Annotated in this window: 14 protein-coding genes; 10 read left to right on the top strand and 4 right to left on the bottom strand. The window is 42.5% G+C overall.

The features are described 5' to 3' along the window. Window positions 1–97: 97 nt before the first annotated feature. From ABEB05_RS11020 to mtnA, 3 genes are all read left to right on the top strand, one after another. On the top strand, window positions 98–283 hold the full coding sequence (locus ABEB05_RS11020) for a hypothetical protein (RefSeq protein ID WP_265790103.1): 186 nt from the start codon (window positions 98–100) through the stop codon (window positions 281–283). A 260-nt stretch (window positions 284–543) separates the two neighbouring features. Further along, window positions 544–2,253 (top strand): gamma-glutamyltransferase, encoded by a 1,710-nt coding sequence (gene ggt / locus ABEB05_RS11015; RefSeq protein ID WP_265790100.1) that lies wholly within the window; start codon window positions 544–546, stop codon window positions 2,251–2,253. Window positions 2,254–2,422: 169 nt separating this feature from the next. Then, window positions 2,423–3,484: an S-methyl-5-thioribose-1-phosphate isomerase gene (mtnA, locus tag ABEB05_RS11010; RefSeq protein WP_265790098.1), complete on the top strand. Its 1,062-nt coding sequence runs from the start codon at window positions 2,423–2,425 to the stop codon at window positions 3,482–3,484. On the opposite strand, the gene ytxJ is transcribed toward mtnA, so the two are convergent. Genes ytxJ through ABEB05_RS10995 form a run of 3 tightly spaced genes read right to left on the bottom strand, consistent with a single transcriptional unit; the run spans window position 3,481 to window position 5,636 of the window. After that, a complete protein-coding gene (ytxJ, locus tag ABEB05_RS11005) occupies window positions 3,481–3,876 on the bottom strand; it encodes a bacillithiol system redox-active protein YtxJ (RefSeq protein ID WP_265790096.1) in 396 nt (131 codons plus the stop codon). The genes mtnA and ytxJ overlap by 4 nt on opposite strands. A gap of 1 nt (window position 3,877) precedes the next feature. Beyond that, complete coding sequence (locus tag ABEB05_RS11000; protein WP_265790094.1) at window positions 3,878–4,954, bottom strand: 6-phosphofructokinase; 1,077 nt, start codon at window positions 4,952–4,954, stop codon at window positions 3,878–3,880. Between the two features lie 10 nt (window positions 4,955–4,964). Continuing rightward, entirely contained in the window at window positions 4,965–5,636 is a 672-nt protein-coding gene (locus tag ABEB05_RS10995) for an L-threonylcarbamoyladenylate synthase (protein WP_265790092.1), read from the bottom strand. 230 nt (window positions 5,637–5,866) lie between these two features. Here ABEB05_RS10995 and ABEB05_RS10990 point away from each other — a divergent pair, with 230 nt between their 5' ends. Further along, window positions 5,867–6,574, top strand: a complete 708-nt coding sequence (locus ABEB05_RS10990) for a metal-dependent hydrolase (protein ID WP_265790091.1) — start codon at window positions 5,867–5,869, stop codon at window positions 6,572–6,574. A 163-nt stretch (window positions 6,575–6,737) separates the two neighbouring features. Here the strand turns inward: ABEB05_RS10990 and ABEB05_RS10985 are convergent, their stop codons facing one another. Continuing rightward, a complete protein-coding gene (locus ABEB05_RS10985) occupies window positions 6,738–7,277 on the bottom strand; it encodes a DUF420 domain-containing protein (protein ID WP_265790088.1) in 540 nt (179 codons plus the stop codon). A gap of 361 nt (window positions 7,278–7,638) precedes the next feature. Between ABEB05_RS10985 and ABEB05_RS10980 the strand changes: the two genes are divergently transcribed. Genes ABEB05_RS10980 through ABEB05_RS10955 form a run of 6 tightly spaced genes read left to right on the top strand, consistent with a single transcriptional unit; the run spans window position 7,639 to window position 14,879 of the window. Continuing rightward, on the top strand, window positions 7,639–8,289 hold the full coding sequence (locus ABEB05_RS10980; RefSeq protein ID WP_265790087.1) for a cytochrome c3 family protein: 651 nt from the start codon (window positions 7,639–7,641) through the stop codon (window positions 8,287–8,289). A gap of 57 nt (window positions 8,290–8,346) precedes the next feature. Next, a complete protein-coding gene (locus ABEB05_RS10975) occupies window positions 8,347–11,397 on the top strand; it encodes a TAT-variant-translocated molybdopterin oxidoreductase (protein ID WP_265790086.1) in 3,051 nt (1,016 codons plus the stop codon). A gap of 17 nt (window positions 11,398–11,414) precedes the next feature. Next, on the top strand, window positions 11,415–12,845 hold the full coding sequence (gene nrfD / locus ABEB05_RS10970) for an NrfD/PsrC family molybdoenzyme membrane anchor subunit (protein ID WP_265790085.1): 1,431 nt from the start codon (window positions 11,415–11,417) through the stop codon (window positions 12,843–12,845). A 13-nt stretch (window positions 12,846–12,858) separates the two neighbouring features. Continuing rightward, complete coding sequence (locus ABEB05_RS10965) at window positions 12,859–13,407, top strand: DUF3341 domain-containing protein (protein WP_265790084.1); 549 nt, start codon at window positions 12,859–12,861, stop codon at window positions 13,405–13,407. Between the two features lie 37 nt (window positions 13,408–13,444). After that, the gene (locus tag ABEB05_RS10960) at window positions 13,445–14,527 is read left to right on the top strand and encodes a c-type cytochrome (protein WP_265790083.1); all 1,083 of its coding nucleotides are present in this window, start codon (window positions 13,445–13,447) and stop codon (window positions 14,525–14,527) included. Continuing rightward, complete coding sequence (locus tag ABEB05_RS10955) at window positions 14,508–14,879, top strand: c-type cytochrome (protein ID WP_345694274.1); 372 nt, start codon at window positions 14,508–14,510, stop codon at window positions 14,877–14,879. The genes ABEB05_RS10960 and ABEB05_RS10955 overlap by 20 nt, the downstream gene beginning before the upstream one ends. The last annotated feature ends 9 nt before the right edge of the window (window positions 14,880–14,888 follow it).

Below are 14,888 nucleotides of genomic sequence, written 5' to 3'. Positions count from 1 at the left end.
ATTTCTTTTCGTATCAATAAAATTTGGCCTTTTTTACATTTCCTTTACGCATATAATATTGGAAGGAAGGTAAAACGCCTTAGTAAAGAGAGGGACTATGAAACAACAACGGTGGAAAAAAATTGAATTAATAGTCGATCAGGCTTTATCACTAAACACTATACAGGAACAAAAAAAATTTATAAAGGATAAGTGTAAGGATGATCATAAACTCCTTTTGGAGGTACGTCTTTTGCTGAATGCAATACATGAAGCAAAACAAAACAACTATTTAGATAAATAGCACTCATCATATTAATTATTGATGGGTTAAGCCGAAAATTTCTTCGATATTTTATGCTTATCATTATATCAATCCATAAATCTGGATATGATCTATGATTAGGTTTCGAATTACAGTCGAATAAACCCACTCCGATTTGATGTGATTTCCCATAATTTTATATCTATACTCATTTCAGGAATAATCTCATTTATTGTATAGTACCCAGCACTCTCTATAAAATCACCCTAGCGAAAAAAATAAACAAAATGAGTAGGCTGATGAAGACCACGTATTTTTATCGATGTCCGTTTTGGATTTTTACTATATCTCTTTTTTTAAGCTTACCACTTGAAATCAAGGCCCAGATAGGATGGACAAAGTCTTATGAAAATGGAATTGTTGTAACCGCTGAAAAGCATGCATCTGAAGTTGGACGTCGTATACTCAAACAGGGTGGCAATGCCATTGATGCAGCAGTGGCCGTCCAGTTTGCTCTCGCAGTAACCCTACCCCGCGCCGGCAATATCGGAGGCGGTGGATTCATGGTGATTCACCTCGAAGACGGCAGCAGTATAGCCCTGGACTTTCGGGAAAAGGCCCCGCTTAAGGCAGACAAGGATATGTATATTCGGGATGGACAATATGTCCCCAAACTTAGTCGTGAAGGGGCCTTGGCTTCCGGGGTTCCCGGAACCGTCGATGGCATGGTGAAGGCTCTCAATAAATATGGGACTCTCTCCCTTAAAGAAGTTATTGAACCCGCCATTAAGTTGGCCCGTAACGGCTATCCGCTCTCCTATAAACAAACCGAAACGCTAAACAACTACCGGAAGGTTTTGGGAAAATATGAGGGGACATCACGCTACTTTCTGAAAGCAGACAGTACTAAATGGAAAGAAAATGAACATTTTGTCCAAGCTGATTTGGCCAAAACATTAGAGCGCATTGCGAAAAACGGTCGCGCAGGATTCTATGAAGGACATACGGCAGATCTAATTGTGAAAGAGATGGAAAATCAGGGTGGACTAATTTCCCACAAAGATCTCAAGGCTTATGAAAGTATCTGGCGGACACCCGTTCGTACTCCATTTAGAGACTTTAATCTCCATATAATGCCGCCCCCCAGCAGTGGAAGTATTGCTATTGCTCAAATATTGAATATGTTAAATCCCTATAATCTTAAAAAATTAGGATTTAACTCCGCAAAATATATTCATCTTTTGACTGAAACCATGCGGCGTGCGTTTGCCGACCGCGCCCACTTTTTAGGCGATCCCGACTTTGTAAATATTCCACAGGATAAACTTTTGGATTCTGCCTATAACAAAAAACGCATGAAGAGTTTTAGCTGGGATACCGTCTCAAACAGTGATAAAATTGATCATGGTGATATTCCCTTTCCAGAATCCAAAGAGACAACCCACTTCTCAATAGTAGATGAACAGGGAAATGCCGTAGCTGTTACCACTACTCTCAACGGTAACTTCGGTAGTAAGGTCGCTGTTGACGGGGCCGGTTTCTTTCTGAATAACGAGATGGATGACTTTACAGCCGAACCGAGCGAACCTAATATGTTTGGGTTGATACAGGGAAAAGCAAATGCTATAAAATCTCAAAAAAGAATGCTTAGCAGTATGTCGCCTGCCATCGTAACAAAGAATGATTCAGTACGCATGGTATTGGGGGCCGCTGGCGGACCACGCATTATCACTGCAACCCTCCATAATTTTTTGAATATGGCCGTTTTTGAAATGCCGACTCAAAAAGCAAACTCGGCCCCCCGTTTCCATCACCAGTGGATGCCCGATACACTCTATTATGAGGAGTATACTTTAAGTCCCGATACCCAACATAGCCTGGAAGAATTGGGACACAAATTAAAATCAATTGAAAGCTCAGGACAAGCTCATACTATTTATATTGATGAGACAGGAATCAAATACGGCGCTGCAGATCCCAGGGGTAACGGGATTGTAACCGGATATTAGAACTAAATTACAAAATATTAGAAATTTTACCCGCAAATCAATAAGTTTGGTCAAGATTGCTGATCCTTTCAAAGCTTAGCTTTTCCTTCAAAGAAAAGGGATCAGTTGGGGTACAAACAATTGGCTTCTTTGAAAAAATAATTTCTAGATTCTTTAGACAAAATAATATATGAGCAATGATAGCGATGCTGCTATTCAATCTATTGAATGGCGCGAAGACCATCTCCGCATTCTCGATCAAACTTATTTGCCTGGTAGAGAAGTCTATAGTGACATACGCGATGTGGGGCGCATTTGGGAGGCTATTCAAAAGGAACGCATACGAGGGGCTTCAGCCATTGGGATTGCGGCGGCCTACGGCTTATATCTCGGAATCAAAGAACTACCCAATGATTCTTTCCATAGTTTTTCTATCGAAGTAAAACGACTATCGGAATACCTGGAATCTGCTCGCCCATCTGTCCGGAATCTACAATGGTCATTAAATAGAATCCAAAAAACCATCCAGGCACATGAGGAGAAAGAAATAGCTGAAATTAAGGATATTGTACTTAAAACAGCTATTACCATCGATGACGAGACCAAAAGAGGGTGTAAAAAAATTGGTGAATATGGGATGGATCTCATCCCGAAAAAAGCTCGTATTCTTACCCATGCCAATACCGGAAGTTTAGCTACCGGAAAATATGGAACGGCCCTTTCCGCTATTTTTCAGGCTCATAAGAACAATACAGATCTAAAAGTTTGGGTAAGTGAAACGCGGCCTCTCCTCCAGGGAGCACGGCTTACGGCATGGGAGCTTAAAAATGCCGAAATTCCAATGACATTAATTACTGACTCAACAGCCGGACTATTAATGCACCAAAAAGAGGTGGATTTGATACTTGTTGGCAGCGATCATATTGCTGCTAATGGAGATTCGGCAGGTAAAGTGGGAACTTATCCCCTTGCGGTTTTAGCCAAGGAAAATAACATCCCTTTTTATGTTGCGGCTCCTTTTTCCACAATTGATATGGAACTACAGGCAGGAGATGCATTCTCCCATGAAGAACGGGAAAGTGAGGAAGTTACCCATTTTGAAGGGACAGAAATAGCTCCCTCAAAAGTTGAAGCTTATAATCCCGCTTTTGACATCACTCCCAATAAGTATATTACGGCTTATATCACTGAAAAAGGTATTGTGAAGCCTCCTTTTGAGCAGAACTTCAAAGAGCTTTTAAAGCGAAACTAAAGGTGTTCCCGCAACTTATCTGTAATCATATCCGACTGTATTTCCCGATGTGACCCATGCCATACAACCTCCCTGTCGTATATTATCAACAATTGAGGCGACTCATGGGTAATGGAAAACTCTTCTGCAATCGCATCGGATACTTCCCGCCAACCTATTACATCGACAAAATACAGATCAAGCTGCTCCCGTATAGTCTCCGGTATCTCTTCAATCTGTTTCTTTGCAAAGAAACAGACACTACACCGGGAACTGTGCTTATAGATTAATTGTGGACGATGTTCAGAGGCTAAAATAGCTGCTTCAATTTGGCTTATATTATCCAAATCGTTCCAAAAATCAGCACGCCCCGATGAAGAAAAAGCTTCTTTAACCGTATCGAAAATACCCATATTAATCCCCCAGGCAAACGCCAATATCTCTTGCAGTTTGCACAGTGTCACTATCCAGTGAAACAGATTTCATCTTACCTTCAATGCTGGTGATAGGAACACGCTTGAGTTGATTATCCTGTAAAACTACCAATTTATTATAATCATGTTCCTGCACGCAACGTATTGCGGCTGCTCCAAAACGGAGCGAAATGAGACGGTCATAGGTAGATGGAGATCCCCCTCTCTGTAAATGTCCCAACACAACCGTGCGCGATTCTTTCCCCGTTCGTTCACTCAACTCATCCGCAATGCGATCAGCAATACCGCCGAGTTGTACCTGTTGACCCACACTTTTACCCTTGGTAACAACTTCTCCGTCCTGTGCCTTGGCCCCTTCCGCCACCACAATCATCGTATAATGGCGTCCGTTGGCTTCTCGCTCTTTAATCTTTTCTTCGATGGAATCGTAAGAAAACGGTATTTCAGGAATGAGCACCACATCCGCCGAGGAAGCGATACCGGCATAAAGAGCAATCCAGCCTGCATACCGCCCCATCACTTCCACCACCATCAGTCGATGGTGAGATTCGGCCGTCGTAGTTATGCGATCTATGGCCTCGGTTGCTATATCAATAGCTGTATCAAAACCGAGCGTTACATCACAGCCATAAATATCATTATCGATGGTTTTTGGAACACCAACAATGTTAATCCCCTTCTTAATAAGCTTGCTGGCTATATTCATTGAGCCATCTCCACCTATGGCGATAAGGGCATCAATATCATATTCTTTAAAGGTTTTTACGAGGCGATCGGATACATCCTTTGTCGTCCATGTACCATCTTCTTTCTGATGAGGCATTTCAAAGGGATTACCCCTGTTTGCAGTACCCAGGATGGTCCCACCCTGCATTGTAATTCCGTGGACCGTTTCCGCATCCATTTTTATAAATGGTTCATCGGTATAAATAGATCCATACCCATTTTTAATGCCATAAACTTCCCAGCCTCTCTTTAAGGCGGCTAGCGTTGCTGCCCGAATAGCTGCATTGAGCCCGGGAGCATCCCCACCGCCTGTATTTATTGCTATTTTCATATAATTAATTTTAACTAACTTCCTCTAATGGTTCCCGTTGCATCCGAAACACTTCTTCCAATGCCTCCATTCCAAGGCCTTCTCTCAATAGCTTGGTATTATCATCGGTCATATCCAAAATAGATGTACCTCGCGATGGCAATTCTTGCTGATTGTCAATAATAATATCTACCTGCTTCTCAAATTCTCTCAAAAATGGTTCTCGTTCATAAGTATTTAAAGCTTCTTCCTCCATTTCCGGCTTTTTGGCTGTAATTGCCAGCATCGGATGTCCTACCTCCCGAACCAGTCCCTGAGCTATAGGATAGTCCGGCACCCGAATACCAACGGTTTTTTTCTTTGGATGAACCAACAGTTTGGGTACTTCTTTTGTTGCCGGCAGAATAAAAGTATAAGGACCCGGGATAAGTCGTTTAATCAGCTTAAAATTATGATCAGAAATATGAGCAAACTTTGAGATACCAGAAAGAGAATCACATAAAATTGTTAAGTGATCGTTTTTGTCCAGTTGACGGATCTCCCGGATTCTCTCAATACCTTTTTTATTTTTATAGTCACAGCCAATTGCATACTGGCTGTCGGTAGGAAAAAGTATTACATCCCCCTGCTTAATCTTATCAGCAATTTCAAAAATACGTTTAACATGGGGCGTTTCCGGATGTAATTTAATACGTTCTGCCATAAAAAACTCCTTAATAGTATTTAAGTGATCGTTTTATTTAGATATGCAACAAAGGTGCGGGGAATGATTCCGTTTAAAAAGTTGTGATAATAATCTAACTTCGATAGTGTGTATCATTCGCATGGAGCCTCCTGCTTTATGCACCTTTGAAACTCATTTATAACACAATGATTACGGATAGTCAACAGCTTTTTAACGAAAATCATAATTAACCTTAAATTTTGATTATTATGGAAACAGCAGTTCAAGCACAATGGCTGGGACATTCGGCCTTTAAACTTATAAGTCCCGCCGGGAAAAAGATATTAATCGATCCTTTTCTTTCACAAAATCCAACAACCCCAGATCAATATGCTCAGCAGGATGACATTGATTATATTCTGCTTACCCACGGACATGAAGACCATGTAGGCGATACTCTGGATATTGCCGAAAAAACCGGTTGTACGGTAGCTACGATGGTTGAGCTATCCCGACTGCTTGTTGGTAAGCACGGACTAAGTGAAGATCAGGCGGTTGAATTCAACAAAGGAGGCACCGTTTCATTCGATGATTTTTCCGTATCCATGGTATCCGCCAATCACAGCTCTTCTTTTCAGGGTGATTACGCCGGAGATCCCGCAGGACTTGTTGTTGCATTCGACGATGACATTACGTTTTACCATTTGGGAGATACCAATATTTTTTATGATTTGGAGTTATATGGAGAACTCTATGAACCGGATATTATTGCCGTACCTATGGGCGACCACTATACGATGGCTCCACAGGAAGCAGCAATGGCATGTGACTTAATCCAGGCCGATTATGCGGTGCCTATTCACTATGGGACTTTTCCTGTACTGACGGGCGATCCTGAAGATTTTAAAGAATTTACGGAAGAGTCCACAAACACAGAAGTTTGGATTCCGGAAGTAGGAGAAGATTTCTTGATTTAAACATTTCACCTAGTATCCTTACTGATAACCCTTTTATCTCTCTACTTCTATTATTAAAGGCCTCCATCGACGGAGGCCTTTAATATCCCCCCTGATCTTTGATCTTTACCTGCCTACAATCAAAAGATCAAAATTTCGTTTTACAGTCGGGTACTTATCTTAATCAGGAATAGGCACGGAGCATAAAAAATATCACAACCCCCGTTACCGATACATAAAGCCAAACCGGTAATGTTACTTTGGATACCTTGCGATGTAATTGAATTTTACCGGAAAACGCCAAATAAAAACTGGTTAGAATCATGGGCATGACCAGTGTCGAAAGAATAATATGAGATATTAATATGAAGAAATAGATAGGACGAATGTATCCCTCACCGGTAAAAGGAGTATCGCCATGAAAGTTGTGGTAAATAACATAACTGATAAGAAAAAGAGAAGAAGTTACGAATGCAGTCAAATTAAACTTCATATGCCGTGTAATGTTCTGTTGCTTGATAGCCTGGAAACCAAATAATAATAGTACCGTACTTGTACTATTTAATAAAGCATTAAGCGCTGGTAAGCTGGCAACTAATTCAGAACTGTAATCTTCCCCACCCTTGAAATAGATCAGCCAAAACAAAAAACCAAGTGCTCCCGCGCTAATAGCAAGGATAACTCCTATCGCTTTGGATAAACTTATATCCTTAAGGAGTTTCAAGGTATACGGATTTTCAGAATTCATTAAGAAATAGATCTAGAGTCAAATTTTAAACCGGGTATAATATACAAATAAGATTTCCACCTAGTGAAAGAATTCCCTCGCCTACATAGAAAAGCATTCTCAGCAAAAATCTTAATTTTCAGATAAAATAGACTTTAATTAAGCATCTTTTAAAAATAGATTATATCTTTGCCCATCAATTTGTACAGGCAGTTAATAAGGCGGTCCTATTTAGAATCGATTTAAATATTTGCCAAGGCATTTTTACGGGTTCTAAAAAAGGTGGATTTTCCATACCTTCAGGCCGAAACTATTACAATCATTTGATTAATAAGTAACGATAAATTTCACGTGACCTATGGCTCAGATTTTTCCAAAATGGGCAAATGATGTTCCACGCCAAATTCTTTTAGGGCTTATTATTATTGCGACAGCAACTGTAGCCGGCGTTTGGTACTACTTTTCCCCTGAATATACAGATGTTGGCTATGCTCCTGAACAACCCGTGCAATTCAGCCATAAGTTACATGCCGGTCAGCTGGATTTTGACTGCCAGTATTGCCACACAGATGTTTTTAATTCTGACAAGGCCAATGTTCCCGGAACCGAGACATGCATGAACTGCCACAGCCAAATTGATGGAACACAGAATCCAGAAGAAGTCCAAAAAGTTCGGGAGAGCTGGGAAACAGGAGAAGCCATTGAATGGATTCGAGTCCACAACCTTCCTGACTATGCCTTTTTTAATCATGCAGCACATGTAAATGTTGGAGTTGGATGTGAAAGCTGCCATGGCCGCATAGATCGTATGGATGTTGTTCGTCAAGTAGAACCCCTGAGTATGAGCTGGTGCCTTGATTGTCACAGAAACCCCGAACAACATGTTCGTCCCATTGAAGAAGTCACAACAATGGGTTATAAAGTTGAAAATCAGATAGAAAAAGGACGAGAGCTGGTATCTAAGAATAATATCAACGCTCCAACCTATTGCCAGAGTTGCCATTATTAATATCAATGGATGGAAGCAAGAAACCGAACGAATCTGAATTAATGCAATCGTAACCGAATGAGCGAAGAAGTAACAAGTCCCAATTACTGGAAAAGTCTGGGCGAACTTGCCAAAAATGAGGAGTATGAAAAGTTCGTCGAGCGTGAGTTCCCTGAAAATGCTACTGAACTAAATGATCAGGTATCAAGGCGAAGCTTCCTGCGTGTTATGGGGGCTTCTATTGCCCTGGCTGGATTTGCTGCCTGTCGACGACCGGTTCAAAAGATTATGCCTTATAGCGAGGAGCCGGAAGATATTGTACCAGGCAATCCTCTCTATTATGCTTCAGCAATGCCCTTCCAAGATGCATTGGCAGGTATTGTCGTAGAAAATAATGAGGGCAGACCCAGCAAGGTGGAAGGAAATGAGCTTCATCCCGCCAGCAAGGGCAATACCAGTATATTCGGCCAGGGATCACTGTTAAATATGTACGATCCAGACCGTTCACGCTATATCCGCAAGGATGGCGAACGGTCATCTGTCAGTGCTTTTGCTGAATTTTGCAGCGAGCATTTTGCCAACACCGATCAAAATATTGCTTTTATATCGGAGGCAAACTCATCCATTACCTACAGTCGCCTAAAGGAGCAGGCACTGGAGACATTCTCCAACGCACAGTGGATTACATATGAACCCTTTGGAGAAGATCATGCGCTTGAAGGCACAAATATTGCCTTTGGACAACGCCTGCGAACGTACAATCACTTTGGACAGGCAAATGTCATCGTTTCTTTTGATGACGATTTCCTGAATCCCGCGGCTAACAAAAATAGCGTTGAGGATACCAAACAATTTACGGATGGACGAAGCGTAAGCTCTCCGGAAGATGGTATGTCCCGACTTTACACGGTTGAGAGTACGTTTTCACTCACCGGATCAAATGCCGATAACCGATTGCGAATCAAGTCGGGTGATATTGAACTATTTGTCTATGCCCTGGCTGCTGAACTGTCCCAATCGGTAAGCGGACTAGAAGCCTTTAATGGATACAGCAATGAGTTTTCTGATCACGAATGGATTCCCGTATTAGCAGAAGAACTACTAGAAAACCGTGGTGATTCCATACTAACAGTTGGACGGGATCATAAACCTGCCCTGCATGCCACAATAGCAGCCATGAATGTTGCGCTTGGCAATGCCGGAGAAACGGTCAGTTATTATGATGTGCCCCACATTGAGGACCAGAACAATCAGGAAGCATTTACGGAATTGGTTGACAATCTTAACAGTGGAACCATTGATACAGTAGTATTAGTGGGAACCAACCCGGCATTTACCGCTCCGGCCGACCTTAACTTTCCTGAGGCGATCTCAAATGCCGAGCAGGTTGTCCATCTCTCCGACTATTACGACGAAACGTCTAAATTAGCTAACTGGCACATTAACCGTGCCCATTTTCTTGAGGCTTGGGGCGATGGAACTTCTTATACGGGGACGCGCTCCATCATACAGCCACAGATTGAACCGCTTTATTCCGGAATCAGTGAAATAGAGTTTCTGAATACGATTCTAACCGGAGAAGAAAGCGATGGCTTCGATCTGGTTCAGGAAACCTGGCAAGATTACTTTACCTCAAACTTCCAAGACCAATGGGAAAGAGTGCTCCATGACGGAGTAGCTGAAGAAGAGGAGTATCCCACTGTTTCGGTCAATATTGCGGAAGAGTTTGGTTCCCAGGCAGCGACCTTTGTCGGTGAAGCTCAGCCCTCAGAAGGAATGGAGCTTGTCATTCGGGCGGATTCAACCGTATTCGACGGTCGATATGCCAATAATGGCTGGCTGCAGGAACTTCCCAAGCCGATGACAAAAATAACTTGGGATAATGTGGCTTTGATGAGTAAAAAGACCGCAGACGAACTTGGAGTTACGGAGGCCGGACTTGGAAAATCAGAAGTTGAAGTGGTTTCCATCACTGTAGATGGAACAACGATTGAGATCCCGGCTTGGGTACAACCTGGACATGCCGATGACAGCATTACTATTACCGTTGGGTATGGACGGGAAGGCATCGGGCGTGTTGCCAATACCATGGGAACGGATACTTATCCGCTTCGCACTACTGAAAACATGCTTGTTGCGGATAATATTTCCATAGAAAAGACCAACAGAACTTACGAAATTGCCTGTACGCAGGATCACAATACAATGGAAGGGCGATCGCTGCTGCGTCACGCTACCCTTCAGGAATACCGTGAAGACCCTAATTTCTCTTCTTATGAATCTTCATATGATGCCGAAATGCCGGGTCTATCCTATGCGGAGGAACATGGCGAAGATCGTCCGCTCTCTATTTTTAACTCTATTGATGAGCAAGAATATCCAGCCGACGAGCCGCAATGGGGAATGGCGATTGACCTTAATGCCTGTACCGGCTGTGGCGTTTGTACTATAGCATGTACGGCTGAGAATAATATCCCAGTCATTGGTAAGCGAGAAGTAAGTGAAGGGCGCGAAATGCACTGGATACGTAACGACCGCTATTTTGACGGAGATGTAAACAATCCCAAAGCGTTACATCAGCCTGTGCCATGTATGCACTGCGAGCTGGCCCCTTGCGAGCAGGTTTGTCCTGTTGCGGCAACCACTCATAGTGATGATGGCATGAACCAAATGACCTATAATCGTTGTATTGGTACTCGCTATTGTGCAAATAACTGTCCCTATAAAGTTCGCCGTTTCAACTTCTTTAATTACTCTAAGGAATTTTTGACGACCGGCGACGATCCCGAAATCGTTCAGATGGCAATGAATCCGGAAGTAACCGTACGATTCCGTGGTGTGATGGAAAAATGCACCTATTGTGTGCAGCGCGTAAACCGTGCCAAGATCAATCGAAGCATTGAAACAAACGGTGAAACCAAGAAACCTAAAGATGGAGCTGTAGAAACAGCATGTCAACAGGCTTGTCCCGCAGATGCTATCTATTTTGGAGATCTTACCGATCCAGAAAGTGAAGTAGTTAAAGCAAAGAAGGACAACCGTAACTATCTGCTTCTTGAAGAGCTAAATACACGACCTCGAACGTCGTATCTTGCTAAACTTCGTAATCCCAATCCCAAATTGGCTTAATTTTCAATAAATTTACGATGAGCACAGATTATCAATACGTACCAGAGCCAAAACTCGTAAAAGGCGATCATAATTTTGGGGATATTACCGATCTTATTGCCAAAACTCCCTTATCGCCCACTCCTAAATTATGGTATCTGGCCTTTGGACTCGCAAATATTTTACTTCTTGTTCTTTTGGGAGCAATTGGCTATCTGATTTGGGAAGGTACCGGTATATGGGGATTAAACAATCCCGCAGGCTGGGGTTGGGCCATTATTAACTTTGTCTGGTGGGTTGGTATCGGTCACGCAGGAACACTTATTTCAGCGATTCTATTCCTTTTCAGGCAAGGTTGGCGAACGGCTATTAACCGCTTTGCGGAGGCTATGACGATCTTTGCTGTGATGTGTGCGGGTATTTTCCCTGCTATTCACGTAGGTCGTATCTGGGTAATCTACTGGGTTTTTCCTATTCCCAACCAGATGGCAGCCTGGCCTAATTTCTCAAGTCCGCTCCTATGGGATGTATTTGCCGTAAGTACCTATTTTACGGTTTCCCTACTTTTCTGGTATGTGGGACTTATTCCCGACTTTGCAACACTGCGCGATAAAGCAAAAAGCAAAGTTGCTAAAATTTCTTACGGTATTGCAGCTTTGGGATGGACTGGTAGTTTCCGCAACTGGTGGAATTATGAAAAGGCTTATATGATCCTGGCCGGACTGGCAACACCATTGGTACTCTCAGTCCACACTATTGTATCCTTTGACTTTGCCGTTTCAGTTATTCCCGGATGGCACAGTACTATTTTTCCGCCCTATTTTGTTGCAGGAGCTATTTTTTCTGGTTTTGCAATGGTTCTTACCCTGATGTTAATCGCCCGAAAAATTTATGGGCTCGAAGATATCATGAACATCGACATCATGGAAAAGATGAACCTTGTATTACTATTGACCGGTAATCTGGTTGGGTTTGCTTACCTAACCGAGGGTTTCGTTGCCTGGTACAGTGGCTACATATATGAACAAGGTATTTTTTGGCTATATGTGGTAGGACCTTATGCCTGGGGATTCTGGACACTTATGTTCTGCAATGTGGTTACACCCCAGTTTTTATGGATCAAGAGTATTCGGCGAAATGTTGTTGCGACATTCATCATCTCCATTATTGTAAATATCGGCATGTGGTTTGAGCGATTTATGATTTCTGTTGCCTCACTTGCAACCGATTTTATGCCTTCTGCGTGGGACTACTACTCCCCGACCATTTGGGATATATTGACTTACATTGGTACTTTCGGACTCTTTTTCACCTTTTTCCTGCTTTTTCTCCGATTCCTGCCAATGGTTGCCATTGCAGAAGTTAAAGGTGTGATGCCGCAAGCCGATCCACATAACTACGATGAGAATAATGAATTTGAAGAAGCGAAAACTGAGCCTGTAGTGGTTCAACAAGAGCAAACTGTTTAGAGAATAATATTTTATGGAATCTGAAAACAAACAAGTTCACGGTGTTTTAGCGGAGTTCCGTAATCCAAAAGAGTTGGTGGATGCCGCCAATTCGGTACGAAAATCCGGGTATCAGGATTTTGATACCTATGCCCCTTTTCCTATCCATGGGATGGAGAAAGCCATGGGTATTAAAGAATCCCCATTGGGCTGGATTGTATTGGGCGGAGCACTGACAGGCATGATTGGAGCCCTGTCGTTGATGATCTGGGTAATGGGTTATGAATATCCAATGAACATCAGTGGAAAGCCTTTTATTAACTATCCCATTTATGTTCCTATTACTTTTGAAATTACCGTGTTACTCTCTGCTTTTGCAGCTGTTTTCGGAATGTTATCCTTAAATAAACTTCCACGGTTTAACAACCCTCTTTTTAACGTTGATCGCTTTGATAAAGCTTCGGACGATGGTTTTTTCGTGTGTATTGAAGCCTCCGACGATCTTTTTGCCGAAGAAAAAGTATCTCAGCTGTTTCGTGAGAATGGAGCTTCACACATAGAAACCGTTTACGATTCGGAATAATTAACAAATACAATCTATAGTTTTGCATTACAATCCGATGAAAGCTACTAACTATTTACTTCTGGCGGCTATTACTTTGCCCATTGTCCTGACTTCATGCCGCGGTCAAACCTCGGAAAAGCCTCCGATTCATCCTAATATGAATATGGATCAACAGGAACGATTTGATCCACAAGAACGAAATGAATTTTTTGCCGATAATCGGGCCATGCGTCAGCCGGTTGAAGGGACGGTCGCCCGCGGCAAGTTAAAAGACGACAAAGCGTTATATTATGGAATAAATGAAGACAGCAGCTACGTACAAGAGATTCCCGTTGATCTCACAAAATCATTTATTTACCGGGGTAAGGATCAGTACGACGTATTCTGTACCCCCTGTCATGGTGGAACCGGGGCTGGTAATGGCATTATCATGGAAAATAACTATGGTTATGTGCCCGCGCCAAGCTTTCATTCCGATCGCCTGAGAAACCAAGCCGATGGCTATCTGTATTCTGTTATTTCGGACGGTATTCGTAATATGCCCGCATATGGTAAACAGATAGGAGTCAAAGACCGCTGGGCAATTGTTGCTTATGTACGTGCTCTCCAAAGAAGTCAAAATGCTACTGAAGAACAGCTGCGTAGCTATGACGTTGATATCGCTGCACTGCAAGATGAGTTTGAGCAGCAAATGGCGGACGCACAGGCTGAGGAACCTGCTGCTGAAGATGGCGGTGAAGTTTCAGTAGAGCGAGGAAAAACTATCTCTACAGAAAATGCATGTGGAGCCTGTCACTCTACGGATGGTTCCTCAATGGTTGGACCAACCTGGCAGAATTTGTATGGCTCGGAACGTCCTCTTGAGGATGGATCAACGGTAATTGCGGACGAAGATTATTTGCATGAATCAATTGTAGAACCATCGGCAAAAGTTGCTGAAGGGTATCCACCCTCTATGGTTCCCTATGATCATCTTAGCGAAAGCGAGATCAATTCACTGATTGAATATATAAAATCATTAAGTGACCAGGAACCGCCTGAAGGGAATATGGAACCTGAGCCAAGTAATAATGTATCTGCGCAAGAAACTTCTGATACTGCAACTGATGAGTCTCCTATTGCAAAAGAAAGTAAGTAACTCCGTGGATACCGACAATACAACAGATACGGTTACAACTGAACAAGCAGATACGCTTACAACCAGTGCTCAAAGGGGCAAAACACTTTTTGAACAACATAAATGCCAGAGTTGTCACCCTATTGATGGTTCAAATCAGCTGACACCACCCCTTAGAGGGTTGTATGGAAATGAGCGAAAACTTAAGAATGATTCCACAATAGTTGCTGATGAAGGTTATATAAAAGAGTCGATACAATATCCCGGTGCTAAGGTAGTACAGGGATACAACGATAATATGCCCTCTTTCAGAGATTTGATGTCTGATCAGGAGTTGCAGGAAATTACAGATTATATTAAAGCATTACGTTAAATTTTAAAA

This window comes from Fodinibius salicampi, from assembly GCF_039545095.1.
GTDB classification, from domain to species: Bacteria; Bacteroidota; Rhodothermia; order Balneolales; family Balneolaceae; genus Fodinibius; species Fodinibius salicampi.
This window is presented reverse-complemented; position numbering and strand designations above follow the sequence as displayed.

What these genes read in the sequence shown, in the direction of transcription:
- ABEB05_RS10960 (WP_265790083.1), top strand. Translation starts at nt 13,445, where the DNA reads ATGAAAGCTACTAACTATTTACTTCTGGCGGCTATTACTTTGCCCATT.
- ABEB05_RS10995 (WP_265790092.1), bottom strand. Translation starts at nt 5,636, where the DNA reads ATGGCAGAACGTATTAAATTACATCCGGAAACGCCCCATGTTAAACGT.
- mtnA (WP_265790098.1), top strand. Translation starts at nt 2,423, where the DNA reads ATGAGCAATGATAGCGATGCTGCTATTCAATCTATTGAATGGCGCGAA.
- ABEB05_RS11000 (WP_265790094.1), bottom strand. Translation starts at nt 4,954, where the DNA reads ATGAAAATAGCAATAAATACAGGCGGTGGGGATGCTCCCGGGCTCAAT.
- ABEB05_RS10990 (WP_265790091.1), top strand. Translation starts at nt 5,867, where the DNA reads ATGGAAACAGCAGTTCAAGCACAATGGCTGGGACATTCGGCCTTTAAA.
- ABEB05_RS10980 (WP_265790087.1), top strand. Translation starts at nt 7,639, where the DNA reads ATGGCTCAGATTTTTCCAAAATGGGCAAATGATGTTCCACGCCAAATT.
- nrfD (WP_265790085.1), top strand. Translation starts at nt 11,415, where the DNA reads ATGAGCACAGATTATCAATACGTACCAGAGCCAAAACTCGTAAAAGGC.
- ytxJ (WP_265790096.1), bottom strand. Translation starts at nt 3,876, where the DNA reads ATGGGTATTTTCGATACGGTTAAAGAAGCTTTTTCTTCATCGGGGCGT.
- ggt (WP_265790100.1), top strand. Translation starts at nt 544, where the DNA reads ATGAAGACCACGTATTTTTATCGATGTCCGTTTTGGATTTTTACTATA.
- ABEB05_RS10965 (WP_265790084.1), top strand. Translation starts at nt 12,859, where the DNA reads ATGGAATCTGAAAACAAACAAGTTCACGGTGTTTTAGCGGAGTTCCGT.
- ABEB05_RS11020 (WP_265790103.1), top strand. Translation starts at nt 98, where the DNA reads ATGAAACAACAACGGTGGAAAAAAATTGAATTAATAGTCGATCAGGCT.
- ABEB05_RS10975 (WP_265790086.1), top strand. Translation starts at nt 8,347, where the DNA reads ATGAGCGAAGAAGTAACAAGTCCCAATTACTGGAAAAGTCTGGGCGAA.